Here is a 21,532-nt window from a genome sequence, read left to right on the forward strand (position 1 = left end):
ACGGCCTGCACGGAATCATGCAGGCCGTCTGAAAACACCTTATTTAGAGGCGCGGTATTCTGCGTCTGCTTTTTCGAAACGTTCTTGCAATTCGCGTGACGGTTGTTTGTCGATCAGGGAGACCAAAACAATCACGAGGGTACAAGCGATAAAGCCTGGAACGATTTCATAGACGGTAGAGAAGCCTGTTTCTTGTGCAGCCAGAGCAGGTTTTTTGATCCATTCGGCCCAAACCACTACAGTTAGCGCGCCTGCAATCATGCCGGAGAGTGCGCCGTAGGCAGTAATGCGTTTCCACAGTACAGACAGGATAACAACCGGACCGAATGCGGCACCAAAACCTGCCCATGCGTAAGCCACCAAGCCCAATACTTTGCTGTTAGGGTCAGAAGCAATCAGGATGGAAATCACGGCAATCGCCAAAACCATCAGACGGCCGATCCATACCAACTCGGCTTGCTGTGCTTTTTTACGCAGGAAGCCTTTGTAGAAGTCTTCGGTAATCGCGCTGGAGCAAACCAACAATTGGCAGGACAGGGTGGACATTACGGCGGCGAGAATCGCGCTCAAGATGATACCGGCAATCCAAGGGTTGAAGAGCAGGGTGGCTAAAGCGATGAAGATGCGTTCGTGGTTGCTGTTCATTTCATCAACGTGGGCAGGGTTGGCACCGAAGTAAGCGATACCGAAGTAGCCGACAGCCACGGCACCGGCCATACACAGAATCATCCAAGTCATACCGATGCGGCGTGCAGAAACCAAGGATTTGGCACTTTCGGCAGCCATGAAGCGAGCCAAGATGTGCGGTTGGCCGAAATAGCCCAAGCCCCAAGCCGCGGTGGAGATAATGCCGATGACGGTCGTACCGGCAAACAGACTGCCGTATTCTTTACCGGTAGAGGCGGCGACTTGTTGCATAGCGGCATTCATTTGATCTGCACCGCCCAAGCCCAAATACACCATTACAGGGGTCAGGATCAACGCAAAAATCATCAAAGAAGCCTGCAGGGTATCGGTCCAGCTTACGGCTAAGAAACCGCCCAAGAAGGTATAGGCGATGGTTGCACCGGCACCCAGCCACATGGCTTGAGTGTAAGACATACCGTGGAACAGGCTTTGGAACAGGGTAGCACCGGCCACGATGCCTGAAGCACAGTAAATAGTGAAGAAGAACAAGATAATCAGTGCGGAAACCACTTTCATCAAGTGACCGCCGGCACCGAAGCGGTGGAAGAAGTAGTCAGGCAGCGTCAGTGCGTTGTTGGCATATTCGGTATGCACGCGCAGACGGCCTGCAACCAAAAGCCAGTTGAAGTATGCGCCTACAATCAGACCAATGGCAATCCAAGCTTCATTCAAACCGCTCAGGTAAATGGCACCGGGCAAACCCATCAAGAGCCAACCTGACATATCGGAAGCACCGGCAGACATCGCGGTCACGAACGGGCCCAAGCTGCGGCCGCCGAGGATGTAGTCGTCGAAGTTGCGGGTTGAAAAATAGGCGGCAAGGCCGATCAGTAATACGGCGACCAAATAGATCGCGAAAGTGATATACATGGGATTCATGTACTTATTCCTCATCTAACTTTTAAAACGGGTTTTGAAATTGCAAGCAATTCATACCCAAACTTTTTTCTAATAAAAATACAGCTTAAAAATCCTGTTTTTTGCGAGAGAGACAGGATAAATTATTTTCAAATACAATAAAATACGAAATCTTAATGCATTAAATTGTAAATAATTTAAACCAGCATACCGTAAAAAGTCGCTTTTGCAAAGCGAAGAACTCAGCCTTTATTCAAAATTGATGCCGTCTTTTGGCTAAGTCATTTAAAAACATAAAAATATATAAATTTTTACCGATGATGACGAAGGAAAGTGTGTGAAACTATCTTTCCTGATGTTTTTTGGGGATTAAAGAGAAAAAGTAATTAAACGACTTGGACTTTCAGACGGCCTTGTGCAGAAACCCCGTATCTGTGTCGGGCAGATACGGGGTTTTTAGAAAAAAAAGACTACATTAAATAGAAAAATCGTCTTTTAATAAGTGTTTGTAAGCAAAGAGATAAGAGGCAGCGACAAAGGATGAGCCGCCCAGGACGTTGCCTAAGAAAACGGGAATCATGTTGTAGAAAAATTGACCCCAGCTGACGTTTGCGCCCGCCCAAATGCCGGCCGGAATGATGAACATATTGGCAACAAAGTGTTGAAAGCCGATTAATACGAAGATCATAACCGGGAACCACATGGCTAAGATTCGTCCTGAAGTATGGCGTGCGCCGAAATAAAACCAGATGCCCATACACACCATCCAGTTACATGCGATGGCGGAAACGAATGCGCGGCCGAAGTCCATATTGACTTTGGCTTCGGCAATGGCAATGGTTTTCGCTGTGGCCGGTCCTTCGGCAAGGCCGACGTAGTGGCCGAGGAAATAGGCCATGGCTACGGCGCCTGCCAGATTGCCCAAGCTGACAATCAGCCAGTTGCGCACCAGTTTGTGGGTGCTGACTCGGCCGGTCAATCTGCCCAAAGCCATAATCATCATATTTCCTGTTGCCAACTCGCCGCCGCCGATTAAGATACAAATCAGTGCGATAGGGAACACGGATGCGCCCAACAGGGCGGCCAGACCGTTCCATTCGGCAGGAATGCCGCTGATGACGCGCAGGCAGGCAAGATAGCCGAAGCCGACATAACCGCCGCCCAAGAAACTCAAAATCACCAACATCTTGATGCTGAATTCAGATTTGGCGCAACTCTTGCCGATGGCGTCCTGCAAAATTTCATGAGGGAACAGGTCTCGTGTATCCATGAAGTTTCCTTAAGGTTAATATAAGAATAAAAATATCTTTCTTTATCATACGGATGGCGAGTTTGCCTGAGAATATGGCGGACAGGAAATAACGGCTGATTGTAAGGATAGAAGCGTAGGTTATATATTGGCAGCCGATGTGTGAAAGGCCGTCTGAAAGCAATACTTTCAGACGGCCTTTAGATGGGGGAATGGAAATTATAAGCGCGTTACGCTTAAAACGCCTTTGATGTCGCCCAGACTGGCTAATACGCGCGGCAGGTCGTTGACTTGGCGGACTTCAAGGGTAAAGCGCATACTGGCTTCCAAATCGCGTGATTGGGTTTGCACCGCGGTAACGTTGAGCTTGTGCCGCGCCAGCGCATCCGAAACGTCGCGCAGCAAACCGGAGCGGTCTTGGGCGCGGATTTCGACATCGACGGCAAACACTTGTCCTTCCTGTAGGGCTGCCCAGCTTGCGTTCAACACTTTTTCCGGAGCCTGCTCGGCAAGGTGGCGGAAAGAAGGGCAGGTGCAGCGGTGGACGGAAATGCCGCGGTCGCGGGTAACAAAGCCCACAATATCGTCGGGCGGCGCGGGTTTGCAGCATTTGGCAAGCGTGGTCATCAGGCCGTCTTCGCCGTCAATCAGAATGCCGTTTTTGCCGCCTTTTTTGATTTTGGACTGTTTGACGATATTGGTCTCGTCAACCGGTACCGGAGCCGGTTCGATCAAAGCGCCGCAGGCCTTGCTGATGGCGCGGTTGGAAATTTCGCCCTGACCGATGGCCGTATAGAGTTCGTCGGTTTTTTTGAAGCCGAGTTTTTCCGCCAATGCTTGCAGATTGGGTTTGGGGAAGATTTTTGACAACTGTTTGTCCAGTTGGGCCCGGCCTGTTTCGCGCACGGTATCCGCATTTTGCTGGCGGATGAAGGCACGGATTTTGCTGATGGCGCGGTTGGATTTGACCCAGCCTTCGTAGAGCCAGTTGACGGAAGGATTTCCTTCTTTTGCAGTAATGATTTCAACACGTTGTCCGTTTTCCAAAGGCGTGGACAGCGGCACGATTTGTCCTTCGACTTTTGCACCGCGGCAACGGTCGCCCACGCTGCTGTGCAGGGCGTAGGCAAAGTCGATGGGGGTCGCTCCGGTGGGCAGGGAGAGGACTTTGCCGTGCGGGGTCAGGACGTAAATCGTGTCGTTGAAAAGCTCGGTTTTGAAAGCGGCGGCGAGGTCTTCCTTGCCGCTTTCGGCCATGTTTTCGCGCCAGTCCAAGAGTTGGCGCAACCAGGCAATTTTCTGTTCGTAAGCGGAATCGCCCTTGCCGCCTTCTTTATAACGCCAGTGGGCGGCGACACCGAATTCGTTGAATTGGTGCATGTCGAAGGTGCGGATTTGGACTTCCACGCCTTTGTCTTCCGGGCCGACGATAACGGTGTGCAAACTTTTATAGCCGTTGCCTTTCGGGTTGGCGATGTAGTCGTCGAACTCGCCTGGAATCGGCTGCCAGAGACTGTGGACGATACCCAGCGTGGTGTAACACTCGGGAACGGTGTCGACCAAAATCCGTACGGCGCGGATGTCGAACAAACCATCGAAAGTGAGCTTTTTCTTCACCATTTTTTTGTAAATGGAGTAGATGTGCTTCGGTCTTCCGGCAACTTCAAAATGAATATTGTATTTTTTCAGTTCCGTACGCAGGATATTGAGGAAGTTTTCGATGTATTCGAGGCGCTCGGTGCGTTTTTCGTCCAAAAGCAGGGCGATTTCGCGGTATTTTTCCGGTTCTTGATGGCGGAAGCCCAAATCTTCGAGCTGCCATTTGAGTTGCCACACGCCCAAGCGGTTGGCGAGCGGGGCAAAAATGTCGAGGGTTTCTTTGGCAACGGCGCGTTTTTCAGGATTGTCGGGAACGTTGCTTAAGAATTGCAGGGTGCGCGTGCGCATCGCCAGTTTGATCAGGACGACGCGGATGTCGGTAACCATCGCCAACAGCATTTTACGCATGGTTTCGGCTTGTTGGGCGCGCTCTTCCGGCGTGGCAAGGCTGTCCACGCGTGCGAATTGGGTCAGTTTTTGTACTTCGTCTACGCCTTTGACCAGCTCGCAAACGGTGCTGTTGCAGCGTTCGGCAACCAATTCTTGCCAAGTGGGAACGTATTTGCCGATGTCGGACAAAATCGTAGCGGCTACGGCATCGGGCAATAAGTCGAGTTCGCTGACGATTTGCATCGAACCGAGGAAATGTTCCATTAAAGGCTCGCCGTAAGTCGTTAGGGCATCGGCGGGATAATGTTCTTTAGCCAGGTCAAAGGCCGTCTGAATCAGGTTTTTATCGGGATCAGGCAGCGCGGCAACATAGCCGTCGAACCATGCGAGGAGGCCTTCCAGCGTTACGCTCGATGTTTGGGGCGTTTGGCGAATAGTGGTCATGGCGTGCGTTTTTTTCTTCTTGATAAAAACGTTGCCATTGTAACAGTTTATTGCCGGCAGCCCTAGATTTGTATGCAAAGGTGGCACTATGTTTCAGGAAGCCTTGTTTCAGACGGCCTTGGGTGTTATGGTTAACCGTTTTGAAATTTTAAGGATCATTTCGATGAAACTGTATATTTACGACCATTGCCCGTTTTGCGTTCGTGCAAGGATGATTTTCGGCTTGCGCGATGTGGCGGTGGAAGAGGTCGTCTTGGCGAACGATGACGAAGCTACGCCGATTGGCATGATTGGCTCAAAACAAGTGCCGATTTTGCAAAAAGAAGACGGTTCGTTTATGGGTGAAAGTTTGGATATTGTCCACTATATCGATCAAGGCCGTCTGAAAGAAGAGGTTCGTCCCGAGGTTCAGGCTTGGTTGGACAAAGTGGGCGAATACAATAATAAATTGGTTCAGCCGCGCATGGTTAAAATCGACCTGCCCGAGTTTGAGACCGATGAAGCGAAACAATACTATATCGACAAAAAAGAGAAAAATATCGGCAATTTCGAGACCAACCTGAACAAAACGGCGCAGTATCTGGAACGTCTGCATCAAGACTTGGCCGAACTGGAAACGCTGGTGTGCGAAGGCGAGGGTTTGGGCGGTGAAATCAGTTTGGAAGATATCCTGACTTTCCCTATTTTGCGCAACCTGACCGTTGTGCGCGGTATTCAATGGCCGCAAAAATTGATGGATTATTTGTTGGCGATGAGCGAGCGATCCGGCGTGGCTCTGTATTTTGACCGCGCGTTGTAATGAATGTTTGAAACATGAAAAAAGGCCGTCTGAACATCTTTCAGACGGCCTTTCGTTTAATAAGCAATCGTATCGGCAACCTGTGACAAACCGTTTTCCAACGATTCAAGCATGGCGGTATAGCCGTCGCCTTGTTGCGGCGTAATGGCGTGAAACGGTTTGCTGCGTCCGTCCGGCCATTGTGCATAACCGCTGATGGTGGTCTGCCCCTGATAGCTGCCTTGGAAGGCTTCGATATAGACTTTCAGGGTTTGGCTGCTTTGGCTGCGTGAAGCAGGGACGAAAGTATGGCGCGGATTGAGGCGGTTGAGCTTGTTGCTGAGGTTGGCCGCCAACGCGCCATCAAGCGGTGCTGCCCAAAGGTGGTTTTTCGCCATATTCACATGATAGGCGTCGGTTTGGTAAACGAGGCCGCCGTTGGCAAGCGGTTCGGCAAGGTTGACTTTGACCGCGATTTCGTTGCCTTGTGCAGCCGGACGGATGTATTGGCTGTCGGGCAGGACGAAATATTGTGTGCTTTGCGCGGTGCCGCAGGCGGCAAGCGTCAGGGCGGCGGCAATCGGGAAGAGGCGCATTATCGGCTTCCTTTCGGGATAGGGTCTTTGCTGCTGCTGTTGAAAATCAGCGCATTGGGTTTTTCTTTCAAAGTATTAATCACGGGTTGAACGTCTCTGAGGGTCTTGTCCAAACTTTGCAGCGTATTTTGTACATCGCCGTAGATAGGCGATTGCGGCGATACACCTTGCAGGGTTTGACGCAACTCTTTCAGGGTTTGGCTCAGCTCGTTCGGAATGTTTTGCGTTTGCGGTTTGCTGACCAGTTTGTCAATAGAGCTTAAAGCGGCATTGGCGGATTTGAGTGTGGACTTGAGTTCGGCAAGCGAGCCGTTCAAGCCGGCAACGGTTTTATCCAATGGCAGATTGTTGAACTTGTCTAACAAGTCGGCGACTTTTGCCTGCAAATCGTCCAAACCGCCGCCTTGGGTTGCGATAACGGTATCGCCGGCATAAACGGTATGCGGTCTCAGCTTAGGCGAGGCGGAAGGCTGATCGTTCAACTCAATCATTTTGCTGCCGGTCAGCAGGTTGTTGCTGGAGATGGTGGCAGTCAGGCCTTTGTTTAAGGCCGTCTGAAATTGTTGTTTCCAATGTTCTTTGCTTTGTTCGTCGGCATTGATTTCCAAACGGGAAGGCTCGATGCGGATGCGCACGGGAATCCAGCCGTTTTCAAACAAATGCAGGCTGTCGTTTCGGTCAAAATAGGGAACATCGGAAACCACGCCGACATTCAAGCCTTTGTATTCGACGGGAGAACCGGCAGTCAGGCCGCGTACGGATTGTTTGAAAAACGCAGTGTAATACAGTGAGCGGTCATCAGGCAGATTGGCCACTTCGCTGCGGCTGTCATAAAGCGTGAAGCTGTCTTCGCTTTTGACGTTTTTACTGTTTTTGGTTTTCGGCGAATCAAACGAAATCGCGCCCGACAGCAGGGCAGGCAGAGGAGCGGAGTTGAGTTTGACGCCGCTGCCTGTGGTTTCGATATTGATGCCGCTCTCCAACCAGAAACGGCTTTCCGAATTAATCAGTTTGTCGTTGGGGCTTTGGATGAAAATGGTGTAATGCACGCTTTGGTCGGACGGGTCGAAATGCGCGCTTTCTACTTGGCCGACCATAAAGTTTTCATACAAAATCGGGCTGCTGGCATTGAGGATGCGGTCGTTTTTGCCGACCAAATTCAGGCGCAGGCCGCTTTGGCCGATGGCGGCAATCGGCGGAATGTCCTGCACGACAAACACATCTTGGGTTTCGCTGCTTTTGCCCGGCGTAAATGCGATATAGGAGCCGGAAAGCAAAGTGCCCAAACCGGTAACGCCGCTTTGGTCGATACGCGGTTTGACCACCCAAAATTGGGTATCGCTGCGGATAAGGTCTTTGGCATCGGCGCTGAGTTGGGCGGTAACTTCCACGCCTTTTTGGTCGTCGCGCAATTTGATGCGGGTAACGTGTCCGACATCGACGTTCAACACTTTAATAATAGTGTTGTTGACTTCGATGCCTTCGGCGCTGTCCATCAACAGCGTAACGACAGGGCCTCGGTTGCGTATGTCTTTAACCAAAAGCCAGCCGCCGGCAATCAGCGCAATCAGCGGAATCAGCCACACGACAGACGTGAAGACATTGGTTTTCTTGACACGCGCCGGGGCGTGATAATTGGGTGAAGAATCGTGTTTTTTCATTGTTTTAAGGTCTGGTCAGAATCAAGGCCGTCTGAAAGCTGCTGTTGCTTGTCCCAAATCAGACGGGGATCGAAATAATAGGCCGAAAGCATGGTCAAAATAACGACCAGGCAGAAATAAACTGCCGCACCACCCGGCACAACGCGCGCCATATTGGTGTGGAACGAACTCATCAAAATAATAATCACAAAAATATCAATCATCGACCAGCGGCCGATGGATTCGGTAATCCGATACAAAACCGACATCTTGTCCGCGCTCATCACAGGCTTGAAGTATGCGGAATAAATCAAAACCGCCATCGCGATAATCTTCAATACAGGCACCATAATGCTCGCGCTAAAAATAATCACCGCAATCAACCGGTCGCCGTCGTCCCACATATAAACAATGCCGTTGAAAATTGTATTGATCTCCAAAGCCGTCGGGTTGGACGAAATCATAATCGGCAGGATGTTGGCAGGGAAATACAGGATAAACGCCGCCACTAAAAACGCCAGCGAAATGCTCAGGCTTTTCGGGCGGCGGCGGTATAAGTCCGCACCGCAAACGCCGCAAGGCTGCTCGTCTTTATCGCGGAAATACAGGCAGCGGCTGCAACAGATTTTGTCTTCAGAGGCCGTCTGAACCGCATGGCCGCCGGTTAAACGGTGAATCTTATAATAAACCCAATGCTGCGGAATCGATACCGAAGTCCGAATCAGCATGACCGACAGCGGAAACATCAGATAAAACGCCGAGCCGAACTCTACCGTAGCAACGGACGAGAGTTTGATATACGCCACCAAAGTGGAAATGAAAAACACATCCACCATAATCCAATGACGCAGCCGCACCAATACGCGCGTCGCAAAGCGCAGCGCAGGGTAGGCCTTTTCGCGTATCAAAGCCGTATAAACATACAGGCAGAGCAGTAAAAACAATAAAGGCGCACCGAAAGTAAGGATAAACATCACTTCCGCCAGAAAACCGTAATCCAGCGAAATCAAAAGCCGCATCATTTGCGGCAACGACAAAATCGAAGTAACACCGAACAAATCCACCCGGATATACACCATATTGTACGCAAACGCCATCAGAATCAAGGTTGTCAGCGCATAGGCAATCGGCGCGATATACGGATTGTTTTCCACCTCTACGATTTCATGGTTGCATACCGGACAATGCGCTTCCTGCCCCTGACGCAGGCGCGGAATATCCATACGGCAGCCGCAATCCGGGCATTCCACCGTATGTGCAGGCAGCGTCGCATCAGGAAGATAAGACTTGTAGCGCCACCAGCGATGGTAGGCAGGAATCCGTTTCATGGTTCGGCAGGGGGTAAAGAAGGTGCAAAGAGTGTCGCATTATAAAGGAAAACAGCAGGATAGCCCAAATTTAGCAGATATTTGGTTGAATGGCGGCTGCTTCATAAGAAGGCCGTCTGAAAAGGCAGCAAAGGTTTTAGAAGACGCTGGCTATGGGCCGTTAGATTTTATTAATAAGACCCAATTGAATTTATTGTCATTGAAATAGAAATGATATATATTATATTTAAAAAAGATGAGACTTATTGAATTGCAAAAGGCACGCCAACACTGAGCCGGAAGCATTTAAAAAGTTACATTCTTTGTTTTTAAAACGATTCTTTTCAAATTAGACGGTATTTTTAACCATAAAGGCCGTCTGAAACCGTTTGTCCTCTATTCAAAGGAAACATCATGAGTGAAACACAAGAGCTGACTTTCGCCAAACGCTTGAAAGAACAAACCACAGTTACACACGACAGCGTTGATAACTTGGTTATGTTTGTTCAGCCTTTCGTCAGCAAAGAAAACTACATCAAATTTTTGAAACTCCAATCAGTTTTCCACAAAGCTGTTGATCACATCTATAAAGATGCCGAATTGAACAAAGCCATTCCCGAACTCGAATACATGGCGCGTTACGATGCTGTAACCCAAGACCTGAAAGACTTGGGCGAAGAGCCTTACAAATTCGACAAAGAATTGCCGCATGAAACAGGCAATAAAGCCATCGGCTGGCTCTATTGCGCCGAAGGTTCAAATTTAGGTGCCGCTTTCTTGTTCAAACACGCTCAAAAACTCGAATACAACGGCGAACACGGCGCACGCCACCTGGCCCCGCATCCCAACGGCCGCGGCAAACACTGGCGCGCTTTCGTCGAGCACCTGAATGCCCTGAACTTAACTCCGGAAGCAGAGGCAGAAGCCATTCAAGGCGCGCAGGAAGCGTTTGCCTTCTATAAAGTGATTCTGCGTGAAACCTTCGGTTTGCCGGAAGGCACAGAAGCCCCCGAAGGCATGACGCCGCACAGACATTAAAAATAATGAAACAAACAAGGTCTCGGCATGGATGTTTGCAGAGACCTTTAATTACACGACACAGATTTAGTTGTACGGGTTGCTGTCTTATTAATCATTAATGATTATCAGAAATTTTTTATGCATTAACTGATGGATGAACAATCCATTACATCTTGAGTTGATAATATGAAACCATTACAAATGCTCCCTATTGCTGCGCTGGTCGGCAGTATTTTCGGCAATCCAGTCTTGGCAGCGGATGAAACTGCAACCGAAACCACACCCGTTAAAGCAGAGATAAAAGAAGTCCGCGTTAAAGGCCAGCGTAATGCGCCTGCAACCGTGGAACGTGTCAACCTTGGCCGTATCCAACAAGAAATGGTACGCGACAACAAAGACTTGGTACGTTATTCCACCGATGTCGGCTTGAGCGACAGCGGCCGCCATCAAAAAGGCTTTGCCGTACGCGGTGTGGAAGGCAACCGTGTCGGCGTCAGCATTGACGGCGTAAACTTGCCTGATTCTGAAGAAAACTCGCTGTATGCCCGTTATGGCAACTTCAACAGCTCACGTTTGTCTATCGACCCTGAACTCGTACGCAACATCGAAATTGTGAAGGGCGCAGACTCTTTCAATACCGGCAGCGGTGCATTGGGTGGCGGCGTGAATTACCAAACACTGCAAGGTCATGATTTGCTGTTGCCTGAGCGTCAGTTCGGCGTGATGATGAAAAACGGTTACAGCAGCCGCAACCGCGAATGGACAAATACACTCGGTTTCGGCGTGAGCAACGACCGCGTGGATGCCGCTTTGCTGTATTCGCAACGTCGCGGTCATGAGACTGAAAGCGCGGGCGAGCGTGGTTATCCGGTAGAGGGCGCCGGCAGCGGAGCGAATATCCGTGGTTCTGCGCGCGGTATTCCTGACCCGTCCAAACATAAATACCACAGCTTCTTGGGTAAGATTGCTTACCAAATCAACGACAACCATCGTATCGGCGCATCGCTCAACGGCCAACAGGGGCATAATTACACGATCGAAGAGTCTTATAACCTGACCGCTTCTTCTTGGCGCGAAGCCGATGACGTAAACAGACGGCGCAATGCCAACCTGTTTTACGAGTGGACGCCCGATTCGAATTGGTTGTCGTTGTTGAAAGCGGACTTCGATTATCAGAAAACCAAAGTAGCGGCGGTTAACAACAAAGGCTCGTTCCCGATGGATTATTCTACCTGGACGCGCAACTATAATCAGAAGGATTTGGACGAAATCTACAACCGCAGCATGGATACAACCTTCAAACGCATTACATTGCGTATGGACAGCCAACCGCTGCAACTGGGCGGGCAGCACCGCCTGTCGTTTAAAACCTTTGCCAGCCAGCGTGATTTTGAAAACTTAAACCGCGACGATTATTTCTTCAGCGGCCGCATTGTCCGAACAGCCAGCACCATCCAGCATCCGGTGAAAACCAACAACTACGGTTTCTCGCTGTCTGACCAAATCCAATGGAACGACGTGTTCAGCAGCCGCGCAGGTATCCGTTACGACTACACCAAAATGACGCCGCAGCAACTGAATGCCGAGTGTCATGCTTGTGACAAAACACCACCTGCAGCCAACACTTATAAAGGCTGGAGCGGATTTGTCGGCTTGGCGGCGCAGCTGAGCCAAACATGGCGTTTGGGTTACGATGTAACTTCCGGTTTCCGCGTGCCGAATGCGTCTGAAGTGTATTTCACTTACAACCACGGCTCAGGTACCTGGTTGCCTAATCCGAACCTGAAAGCCGAGCGCAGCACCACCCATACCCTTTCTCTGCAAGGCCGCAGCGAAAAAGGTACTTTGGATGCCAACCTGTATCAAAGCAATTACCGCAACTTCTTGTCTGAAGAGCAGAAGCTGACCACCAGTGGCGATGTCGGCTGTACTCAGATGAATTACTACTATGGTATTTGTAGCAATCCTTATTCCGAAAAACTGGAATGGCAGATGCAAAACATCGACAAGGCCCGAATCCGTGGTCTTGAGCTGACAGGCCGTCTGAATTTAGGTCAAGTGGTTTCTTTTGTACCTGAAGGCTGGAAATTGTTTGGTTCTGTCGGTTACGCGAAGAGCAAACTGTCAGGCAACAACAGCCTGCTGTCCACTCAGCCTCTGAAAGTGATTGCCGGTGTCGATTACGAAAGCCCGAGCGAAAAATGGGGTGTGTTCTCCCGCCTGACTTATTTAGGTGCGAAAAAAGCCAAAGACGCTCAATATACCGTGTTTGAAAACACTGGTTGGGGTACGCCTTTGCAAGAAAAAGTAGTAGATTACCCATGGCTGAACAAATCGGCTTATGTGTTTGATATGTACGGCTTCTACAAACCAGTGAAAAACCTGACCCTGCGCGCGGGCGTGTATAATGTGTTCAACCGCAAATACACTACTTGGGACTCTCTGCGCGGTCTGTACAGCTACAGCACCACCAACGGCGTTGACCGCGATGGCAAAGGCTTAGACCGCTATCGCGCCCCAGGCCGCAATTACGCTGTATCGCTGGAATGGAAATTCTAAGCAGTTAACGGATAGCCAAAGGCCGTCTGAAAGTTTTAATGACTTTCAGACGGCCTTTTTTATTTAAAACGAAATTTTTAAACGGATAACAACGGCTGCTGCCGAACAATCGCGCGGATGATGACGCGGTTGGGGTGTAGCGCGGTTCTCAGCCTTTGCGATAGCGGATGCGGCAAGCCGAGTATTTCGGCTGTAATGGCGGCGGCGCAGATGGGGGCTGTCGCCAGTCCGCGCGTGCCGTATGCCGTATTGATGTAGGCATTGGGCAGGTAAGGGCAGGGGATACTGTCGAGGCGGTAGTTTTTGTCCAATGCCAGCTTGGCGTAGGCGGACTGCATGGCGGCGATGTCGCCGAGTGTGCCGACAACGGGCAAGTGGTCTAGGCTGTCGCAACGCAGGGCGGCATGGCCTTGTGTGGATTGGAGCGGTGGAGTTTGCAGGCCGTCTGAAAACAGGGATTGTGCCAATGGCGGATTAAGCTGGTGCAGGGCGGCACGGTTGTCGGCTTCTTCGTGCGGATACCAAGTTTCATCGTTGCTGTTGAGGACAAATGTTGCGCCGTAGCAGTGGCGGCCTTGCCAGCTCGGGCTGATGTAGCTTTCGCCGGAAATGGCGCAACGCAGCTTTTGTGAAAACGGGCTGGCGGATACAACGCCGGTTTGGCCGCGGATTTGGCGGAAAGGCAGGGCTGAGACATTGGTGTCGGCGGCAGTCGGGCTGTGCGCACCCATACAGTAAACGATATGGCTGGCGTTGAAATGCGCATTTGGCGTGTGTGCCGTCCATTGTGTGCCGTCATGCGATACGGCGGTCAGCGGTGAGTGTTCGTGCAACTCGATCAGTGGATGGTTCAATAAGGCATGCACGACGGCGGGCGGATTCAGCCATACGCCTTGCGGCCAGTAAAGGCCGTCTGAAAATACGTCTATGCCTGCAATGTGTGCGGCTTCTTCGGCAGATACGCTGCGGTAAAGGTGTTTATGCTGGTGTTGCAAACCCAAGGCTTGATTGCGTTTGCGTTCGCTGTCGTCAAAATTCAAATGCAATACGCCGTCGCCGCCCCATACGTCGGAGTCGGGCAGCAAGTCTTCCAGCAATCGGCGCGTGTAGCCGTAGCCTGTTAGCAGCAGCTCGGTTTGTTCGGTATCGTGTGGCGAGATTTTGGCGTAGAGCAAGCCTTGGCGGTTGCCGCTGCCTGCCTGCGCTGCTTTTCCGGCCTCTAAAACGGTAACGCGTACGCCGTGTTCCGCCAGTTTGCGTGCGGTTGCTGCACCGGCAATGCCTGCGCCGATAATCAGGACGTGTTCGGGCGCGGCTTGATGTTCAGGCCGTCTGAACCAAGGTTTTAGGGGAATAGGGGCGGATTGGGGTATGGCTTCGGTTTGCCATTCGATATGATGGAAATGTTCGTGTAAGCAGTCGGCGCGGTGTGGCGGAACCAGCCAAAGGTGCACGTCAGGCAAGAGGTTTTCTAAAACATTGACGCTGTTGAACTGAAGGCATTTCATGGCTTGAACGAGGCGGTTGTTCAGACGGCCTTCAAGCTCGGAGGGATGATTTGACAGCGGAAAATCGGGAATATGGTTTTCAGGCAGACAGACAATCAAATAAAGCGGCGCGGTATGGTGTTCGATGGCGCGGCAAAGGTCGGTAAGGGTGGGTGTGGTGTTCCAAGCAAGGCAGGTCATGATGAAAGGCCGTCTGAAAAAAGAGGTTTTATTGTAACGCGGTTTGCGCGGATAGAATATCCGGACGGGTTTTGATAAAATCTTTCGATATTTGTTTTCTCATTGATTTTCATACAGGAATTTTATGCGCCGTCTTTTATTGTGCCTTCTCGCTTCCGGCTTGCCCGTTGCCTGTTTATCCGCGCCGCCGGATAACGGCGGCCAAGCCTTTCAGCCCGAACGGTGGGCAACACCCATTAAACACGATGCCAACCTTTATCGCATCGATGACAAGCTTTACCGCAGCGAGCAGCCCGTTGCCGAAGATGGCGAAGCCATCGTCAAGCTGGGCATTCAGAGCGTGATCAACCTGCGCTTTTTCGACCGCAACGATGACGACCATTTGAAGGCGTATGGTTTGACCTTGTTAAACCGTCCGTTGCTGTCATGGAGCATTAAGCCGAAAGAGATTGCGGAAATCCTATACCTGATTGAAAAACAACAGCAAAACGGCGCAGTGCTTATCCATTGTTATCACGGCGCGGACCGTACCGGTTTGATTGCCGGAATGTACCGCATCATTTATCAAGGCTGGCCGGTGGAAGAGGCAAAAGCCGAAATGCAACATGGACCTTACGGTTATCACAGCATTTGGAAAAACATTGCCAAGCTGTTTACCGAAGAGAAAGTCAAGCAGGTTAAAACGCATTTGGAAGCCTTGCGCAAACGTGGTTGACGCCAAGATTCAAAACATAAAAAGGCCGTCTGAAAGATTTGTTTTTTCAGACGGCCTTTTTAATGACAGATGACTTAAATCACAAAATCCGTAGATGATAATTGAATGCTTTGATCCATATCGGCAGAAGGGGTTTTGGAAGAGCGGCCGACCGGTTTGGCCGGTACGCCGACAACGGTAATCGAAGACGGTACGTCGGCAACCACCACGCTGCCTGCGCCGATTTTGGCATTTTTGCCGATGCGGATGTTGCCCAAAATCGAAGCGTTCGCACCAATCATCACGCCGTCGCCGATTTTCGGGTGGCGGTCGCCGCTTTCTTTGCCCGAACCGCCCAGCGTTACGCCGTGTAGGATGGAAATATTGTTGCCCAAGACGGCGGTTTCGCCGGCCACAAAACCGGTGGCATGGTCGAGCATCAAACCATGACCGAAACGGGCGGCCGGGTGGATATCGACGCCGAACACTTCCGACATGCGGTTTTGCAGGAAATACGCCAGCGTTTTGCGGCCGTTTTGATAGAGCCAGTGGTTGATGCGGTGTGCCTGTACGGCGTGGAAACCTTTGAAATACAACAGCGGCAGCGAATATTCATCACAAGCCGGGTCGCGCTCGTAAATGGCTTTCAAGTCGGCCTCGACACATTTGCTGATGCGGGTGTCCGCACTTAAAGCCTGCTGATAGATTTCAAACAACGCGCGCACGTCCATAATCGGGCTGCCGAGCTTGCTGGAAAGATGGTAGGCAAGTACCGAATCGAGCGAATCGTGGCGCAACACGGTTTGGTGCAGGAAGCTTGCCAGCATCGGTTCGGCCGCGGCGGCCGCTTCGGTTTCTTCGCGGATGGTGTGCCACAGATTAAAATCGGTTGAATTCAAATGGTCTTTTTTCATGTTTGAGGCCGTCTGAAGAATACAATCAGATGGCTATCTTACCGTTTTCCAACGTCTTTTAACAAGGCATTTGATAATCGACGTTCAAATGCTTGAAGTTTTTTCAGACGGCCTTATATATGAAACATCGAATATCAACACGCTAAAAGGATGTCAGAAATGACGGAGCATAACGAACAACATCAACACGAAGCAGAAGAAGCGGCAGCCGTAGAAACTGCCGAAACCGTTGAAACCGAACAGGCCGAACCGACTTACGAAGAACTTCAGGCGCGTGTCGCCGAGTTGGAAGGCCAGCTCAAAGACAGCGAATTGCGCGGTCTGGCAAACGAGCAAAACCTGCGCCGCCGCCATCAGCAGGAAATCGCCGACACCCATAAATTCGCCGGACAAAAATTTGCAGCAGAAATGTTGCCGGTTAAAGATTATCTCGAAATGGCGCTGCTGGACCAAAGCGGCAATTTCGATGCGCTGAAAATGGGCGTGCAAATGACTTTGAACGAGCTGCAAAAAGCGTTTGATGCCACCCATATTAAAGAAATCAACCCGCAGCCGGGCGACAAACTCGATCCGCACCAACATCAAGCGATGCAGGCAGTCGTCAGCGAGCAAGAGCCGAATACCATCGTCAGCGTGATGAAAAAAGGCTATACATTGGCCGACCGCGTGCTGCGTCCTGCAATGGTTGTCGTGGCGAAAAAAGAAGATTGAAGGCATCGCTTGATAAAGTTTATCAAGCATAAAATTTTCAGACGGCCTTATCCGGTTTCAAAACCCGATGTTCTGCTATTGGAAAATCATTCTGATAAACCGGAATCGGAAAATGAAAACCGGGCCGTCTGAAAAAAGAATAAACAGCTTGTGGATAAATAAATCAAGCACTTGAATTTAATCTTAAAAAAAATTCAAATTAGGCCTTGAAAAAAAATGAAGCAACCTTATTTACAAGCCATCGGAACGAAATGTTCCACAGGATTATTAATTAAGAAAAGTTTATTTAGGAGCAACATAATATGGCAAAAGTAATCGGTATTGACTTAGGTACAACCAACTCTTGTTTGGCCATTTCTGAAAACGGTCAAACCAAAGTAATCGAAAACGCAGAAGGCGCACGCACCACTCCTTCCGTTATCGCTTATTTGGACGGCGGTGAAATCCTCGTCGGCGCGCCAGCAAAACGCCAAGCGGTAACCAACGCTAAAAACACTATTTACGCCGCCAAACGTTTGATCGGCCACAAATTTGAAGACAAAGAAGTACAACGCGACATCGAATCCATGCCTTTTGAAATCATCAAAGCCAACAACGGCGACGCATGGGTGAAAGCACAAGGCAAAGAGCTGTCTCCTCCTCAAATTTCCGCAGAAGTTTTGCGTAAAATGAAAGAAGCAGCCGAGGCTTACTTGGGCGAAAAAGTAACCGAAGCCGTGATTACCGTTCCTGCTTACTTCAACGACAGCCAACGTCAAGCGACTAAAGACGCAGGCCGTATCGCAGGTTTGGAAGTAAAACGCATCATCAACGAACCGACCGCAGCCGCTTTGGCATTTGGTATGGACAAAGGCGACAGCAAAGACCGTAAAATCGCCGTGTATGACTTGGGTGGCGGTACTTTCGATATTTCCATCATCGAAATCGCCAACATCGACGGCGACAAACAATTCGAAGTATTGGCCACCAATGGCGACACCTTCTTGGGCGGTGAAGACTTCGACCAACGCTTGATCGACTATATCATTGACGAGTTCAAAAAAGAACAAGGCATTGATTTGAAACAAGACGTCATGGCTCTGCAACGCCTGAAAGAAGCTGCCGAGAAAGCCAAAATCGAATTGTCCAGCGGTCAGCAAACCGAAATCAACCTGCCGTACATTACTATGGACGCAACCGGTCCGAAACACTTGGCCATGAAAATTACCCGTGCCAAATTCGAAAGCCTGGTTGAAGATTTGATCCAACGTTCTATTGAGCCTTGCAAAATCGCATTGAAAGATGCCGGCTTGAGCACCAGCGACATCGACGACGTGATTTTGGTCGGCGGTCAGTCTCGTATGCCGAAAGTACAAGAAGCCGTTCGAGACTTCTTCGGCAAAGAGCCTCGCAAAGACGTGAACCCTGACGAAGCCGTTGCCGTAGGCGCAGCAATTCAAGGCGAAGTATTGAGCGGCGGCCGCAGCGACGTATTGCTGCTGGACGTAACGCCTCTGTCCTTGGGTATCGAAACCATGGGCGGCGTGATGACCAAGCTGATTCAAAAGAACACTACTATTCCGACTAAAGCGTCTCAAGTGTTCTCTACTGCCGAAGACAACCAAAGCGCGGTAACCATCCATGTGCTGCAAGGCGAACGCGAACGCGCTTCTGCCAACAAATCTTTGGGTCAGTTCAACTTGACCGACATTGCACCTGCACCACGCGGTATGCCACAAATTGAAGTTACTTTCGACATTGACGCCAACGGTATCTTGCACGTTTCTGCCAAAGACAAAGGCACCGGCAAAGCCGCCAACATCACCATCCAAGGATCTTCCGGTTTGAGCGAAGAAGAAATCGAACGCATGGTGAAAGATGCCGAAGCCAACGCTGAAGAAGATAAAAAACTGACTGAATTGGTCGCTTCACGCAACCAAGCCGAAGCCCTGATTCACTCCGTGAAAAAATCTTTGGCTGACTACGGCGACAAACTCGACGCTGCCGAGAAAGAAAAAATCGAAGCTGCGTTGAAAGAAGCTGAAGAAGCCGTTAAAGGCGACGACAAAGCCGCTATCGATGCTAAAGCCGAAGCTTTGGGTACAGCCAGCCAAAAACTGGGCGAAATGGTTTACGCTCAAGCGCAAGCCGAAGCACAAGCAGGCGAGGGCGCACAAGCCGAGTCTTCTGCTAAGAAAGACGACGACGTTGTAGATGCCGACTTTGAAGAAGTAAAAGACGACAAAAAATAATTGATGCCGTCTGAAAAAAGCGCGAATCGAAAGTTCGCGCTTTTTGTTGTTTGGGGAATGTGTAAAGACGCTTTGTCAAAATTGGCAGTAAACTTTTAAAACCTTGCTACATCATTGTGTCGCCATACTTCTATTGCTGAATTTTGAACAGATTTCGCCGAATGCTGACAGCAGCTGGCAGTCAAGGCCATTAATATTTGTCCATCGCTTGAGTGCGAATAAATGCTTATTTTTACCTCAAATCAACCTCTTGAAAGAAGATAAATATGAAAAAACTGATTCAAATGACCTCTTTGATGGTTGCCGCTGCAGGTTTGGTCTTGACTCCAGTCGCTTCTGCGCATGGCAAGCACGACATGCATCCGAAACAAGAGCGTATCCACGAAAAAGCCAAACCGCACAAAATGAAAAAAACTGCACCTAAAGCCAAACACCACGCAGCCAAGCCCAAACATCATCAAGAGCATCGCCACGAACCTCATTAAGATGAATCCTCAACAATAAATAAGGCCGTCTGAAACCCAAACATCAGTTTTCAGACGGTCTTCGGTTTATCTGTCAAATAGCGCTTTGCCGTTTTTCTTGTGCCAAACGGGTCGGCTCCAGCCAGGCAATGTTTCTTTCTGCCAGCGCATCGCGCCAATAATCCAGTTTGGTATCCAAATCTTCAGAGAAACTGTCTTGATTCAAAAGCTGAATGATAACGCCGCCGTCCGTAGCTTCGGCCAAGCGGCTGATTTGACGCAAAATGCCGCGATCGGGAACAGTTTGCGTGCGTACGCCGATGAGAAGTTGCGCCGGAGTTTGTTTCAATTCGGCTTCCAATTGTTCCAAATCTTTTCTGCCGGCGACTACGCCTTTGTCTATCCACTCTTGCGCCAAAACGCCGGAAAACCAAAGCGGCTCAGGCCATTCCGTTTCCAGTGTAACAGCCCATTTAGGCGCATTGTTCAGCGTGATTTTGGATGAAACGGGAACGATGTTTTCCTGAAAGTCATCGGCATCAACAATCTTCTTCTGCCATGTGCGGAGAATGTTTTGATAGTAGGGCCGATTCAAATCCAAACGTTCGCGCAGGGTTTTTAAAGTAATCTTGCAAGCCAGCCAAGCAATCAAGCGCGGCAGAATGCCATAGCAGACAATGCTGCCGATGAGTAAACCCGCCCAAGCGCGCGCATCTTCGATATGATTGTTCAGACGGCCTGCAATTACGGCCTGACTGTCGGGAACAGGAAAGCCCAAACGTTCCGGCAGCCATGACAAAGCCTCAACCGTTTTCACCAATGCCGTATTGCTTAACAGCGTACTTTCCCAGTTGAACGTATATTGCCGCACTAAAAGCAGCAGCAAAACAGAAACCAACATCCCCGACAGCGTGCAAAGCCACAGGCCGTGAGAGGTTGCGCCAATCAGCCAACGCGTTTGTGGTTTGCACCATTCGTCCATATAAAGCCGCAAAATAGCCTGATTGACCGGGTCTTTTCCACGGAACCAAGTTGCCGGACTGCTGATAAAGTGCATATTTTTCAAACGCAGGAATAAAGTCGCCAGCCACACCAGCAGCATGACCGTATTCATGCCCAAAATCCCGGCCAATACCAGAAAAAAGTTCAGCCCCTGATTGTCCATCAACAGATAAGTGCTGGAAAAACCGACCGTAAACAACAACGTCGCCGCAACAATCCAAAGCCAAAACGAGCCCGTCTCCACCTGTTGCAACGCATATTTCAAATGCTTGTCGCGGTCGATAATTTGAGCGCGGCGTATCAGTTTTTCCTCATTGCCGCCGTCAATATGTCGCAACGCTTCCGTCGCCTGTACAGGATCTCCCGGAAAAATATAGGCACGCTCTTCAAGGATACGGACCAATTCGACAAGTTTTTGCGATGGATTCAACATAAATGATAGGCCGTGAAAGATAAAATGGAAACGTCTGTTATACCCACAAATAAACCCCTTTTTTGCAAAGGTCAAAAAATTAAAAGCAGTTTTGATTTTGGGTATATAGTGGAATAGATGTAAAAAAAGCAGCCCGAAAGCTGCTCATTTTGAGTGTGGTGCGGACGGAGAGACTCGAACTCTCACACCTCGCGGCGCCAGAACCTAAATCTGGTGCGTCTACCAATTTCGCCACGTCCGCACTAATTTGAATCGTGGATTATACACA

Annotated in this window: 16 protein-coding genes and 1 tRNA gene; 7 read left to right on the forward strand and 10 right to left on the reverse strand. The window is 50.0% G+C overall.

Translation table 11 applies throughout. The features are described 5' to 3' along the window. Window positions 1-39: 39 nt before the first annotated feature. From putP to RRV97_RS00570, 3 genes are all read right to left on the reverse strand, one after another. On the reverse strand, window positions 40-1,566 hold the full coding sequence (gene putP / locus RRV97_RS00560) for a sodium/proline symporter PutP (RefSeq protein WP_315611643.1): 1,527 nt from the start codon (window positions 1,564-1,566) through the stop codon (window positions 40-42). Between the two features lie 454 nt (window positions 1,567-2,020). Then, complete coding sequence (locus tag RRV97_RS00565; protein ID WP_036493807.1) at window positions 2,021-2,815, reverse strand: formate/nitrite transporter family protein; 795 nt, start codon at window positions 2,813-2,815, stop codon at window positions 2,021-2,023. 198 nt (window positions 2,816-3,013) lie between these two features. Then, window positions 3,014-5,227, reverse strand: a complete 2,214-nt coding sequence (locus RRV97_RS00570; RefSeq protein ID WP_003747529.1) for a RelA/SpoT family protein — start codon at window positions 5,225-5,227, stop codon at window positions 3,014-3,016. Between the two features lie 88 nt (window positions 5,228-5,315). On the opposite strand from RRV97_RS00570, the gene grxB reads away from it, so the two are divergent. Further along, on the forward strand, window positions 5,316-6,026 hold the full coding sequence (grxB, locus tag RRV97_RS00575; RefSeq protein WP_315611644.1) for a glutaredoxin 2: 711 nt from the start codon (window positions 5,316-5,318) through the stop codon (window positions 6,024-6,026). Window positions 6,027-6,082: 56 nt separating this feature from the next. On the opposite strand, the gene RRV97_RS00580 is transcribed toward grxB, so the two are convergent. The 3 genes from RRV97_RS00580 to RRV97_RS00590 are packed head-to-tail and all read right to left on the reverse strand — an operon-like array spanning window position 6,083 to window position 9,569. Then, the gene (locus RRV97_RS00580) at window positions 6,083-6,601 is read right to left on the reverse strand and encodes a membrane integrity-associated transporter subunit PqiC (protein WP_315611645.1); all 519 of its coding nucleotides are present in this window, start codon (window positions 6,599-6,601) and stop codon (window positions 6,083-6,085) included. Beyond that, complete coding sequence (pqiB, locus tag RRV97_RS00585; protein WP_315611646.1) at window positions 6,601-8,262, reverse strand: intermembrane transport protein PqiB; 1,662 nt, start codon at window positions 8,260-8,262, stop codon at window positions 6,601-6,603. Before pqiB ends, RRV97_RS00580 begins: the two co-directional genes overlap by 1 nt. Then, complete coding sequence (locus tag RRV97_RS00590) at window positions 8,259-9,569, reverse strand: paraquat-inducible protein A (protein WP_003747521.1); 1,311 nt, start codon at window positions 9,567-9,569, stop codon at window positions 8,259-8,261. Before RRV97_RS00590 ends, pqiB begins: the two co-directional genes overlap by 4 nt. Window positions 9,570-9,962: 393 nt before the next feature. On the opposite strand from RRV97_RS00590, the gene RRV97_RS00595 reads away from it, so the two are divergent. Then, on the forward strand, window positions 9,963-10,586 hold the full coding sequence (locus RRV97_RS00595) for a biliverdin-producing heme oxygenase (protein WP_003747519.1): 624 nt from the start codon (window positions 9,963-9,965) through the stop codon (window positions 10,584-10,586). Window positions 10,587-10,754: 168 nt separating this feature from the next. After that, complete coding sequence (locus tag RRV97_RS00600) at window positions 10,755-13,127, forward strand: TonB-dependent hemoglobin/transferrin/lactoferrin family receptor (protein WP_315611647.1); 2,373 nt, start codon at window positions 10,755-10,757, stop codon at window positions 13,125-13,127. Between the two features lie 77 nt (window positions 13,128-13,204). Here RRV97_RS00600 and mnmC read toward each other — a convergent pair whose 3' ends face one another. Further along, entirely contained in the window at window positions 13,205-14,815 is a 1,611-nt protein-coding gene (gene mnmC, locus RRV97_RS00605) for an FAD-dependent 5-carboxymethylaminomethyl-2-thiouridine(34) oxidoreductase MnmC (RefSeq protein WP_315611648.1), read from the reverse strand. Window positions 14,816-14,939: 124 nt separating this feature from the next. On the opposite strand from mnmC, the gene RRV97_RS00610 reads away from it, so the two are divergent. Beyond that, the gene (locus RRV97_RS00610) at window positions 14,940-15,530 is read left to right on the forward strand and encodes a tyrosine-protein phosphatase (RefSeq protein ID WP_222571455.1); all 591 of its coding nucleotides are present in this window, start codon (window positions 14,940-14,942) and stop codon (window positions 15,528-15,530) included. 74 nt (window positions 15,531-15,604) lie between these two features. Here RRV97_RS00610 and cysE read toward each other — a convergent pair whose 3' ends face one another. Continuing rightward, complete coding sequence (cysE, locus tag RRV97_RS00615; protein ID WP_049359705.1) at window positions 15,605-16,423, reverse strand: serine O-acetyltransferase; 819 nt, start codon at window positions 16,421-16,423, stop codon at window positions 15,605-15,607. 150 nt (window positions 16,424-16,573) lie between these two features. Between cysE and grpE the strand changes: the two genes are divergently transcribed. The 3 genes from grpE to RRV97_RS00630 all read left to right on the forward strand — a co-directional run bounded on the left by grpE (window position 16,574) and on the right by RRV97_RS00630 (window position 19,850). Then, on the forward strand, window positions 16,574-17,134 hold the full coding sequence (gene grpE, locus RRV97_RS00620) for a nucleotide exchange factor GrpE (RefSeq protein ID WP_003747507.1): 561 nt from the start codon (window positions 16,574-16,576) through the stop codon (window positions 17,132-17,134). Window positions 17,135-17,436: 302 nt separating this feature from the next. Beyond that, window positions 17,437-19,365, forward strand: coding sequence for a molecular chaperone DnaK (gene dnaK / locus RRV97_RS00625; RefSeq protein ID WP_049348822.1), 1,929 nt, complete (start codon window positions 17,437-17,439; stop codon window positions 19,363-19,365). 266 nt (window positions 19,366-19,631) lie between these two features. Next, window positions 19,632-19,850, forward strand: a complete 219-nt coding sequence (locus RRV97_RS00630) for a hypothetical protein (RefSeq protein WP_315611649.1) — start codon at window positions 19,632-19,634, stop codon at window positions 19,848-19,850. 73 nt (window positions 19,851-19,923) lie between these two features. Here RRV97_RS00630 and RRV97_RS00635 read toward each other — a convergent pair whose 3' ends face one another. Both RRV97_RS00635 and RRV97_RS00640 read right to left on the reverse strand, forming a co-directional pair. Then, window positions 19,924-21,264: a DUF2868 domain-containing protein gene (locus RRV97_RS00635; protein ID WP_315611650.1), complete on the reverse strand. Its 1,341-nt coding sequence runs from the start codon at window positions 21,262-21,264 to the stop codon at window positions 19,924-19,926. A gap of 156 nt (window positions 21,265-21,420) precedes the next feature. Further along, window positions 21,421-21,505: transfer RNA gene (locus RRV97_RS00640), tRNA-Leu, on the reverse strand. Window positions 21,506-21,532 lie beyond the last annotated feature (27 nt).

Origin of the sequence: Neisseria sp. DTU_2021_1001991_1_SI_NGA_ILE_055 (assembly GCF_032342915.1) — a bacterium.
Lineage (GTDB): Bacteria > Pseudomonadota > Gammaproteobacteria > Burkholderiales > Neisseriaceae > Neisseria.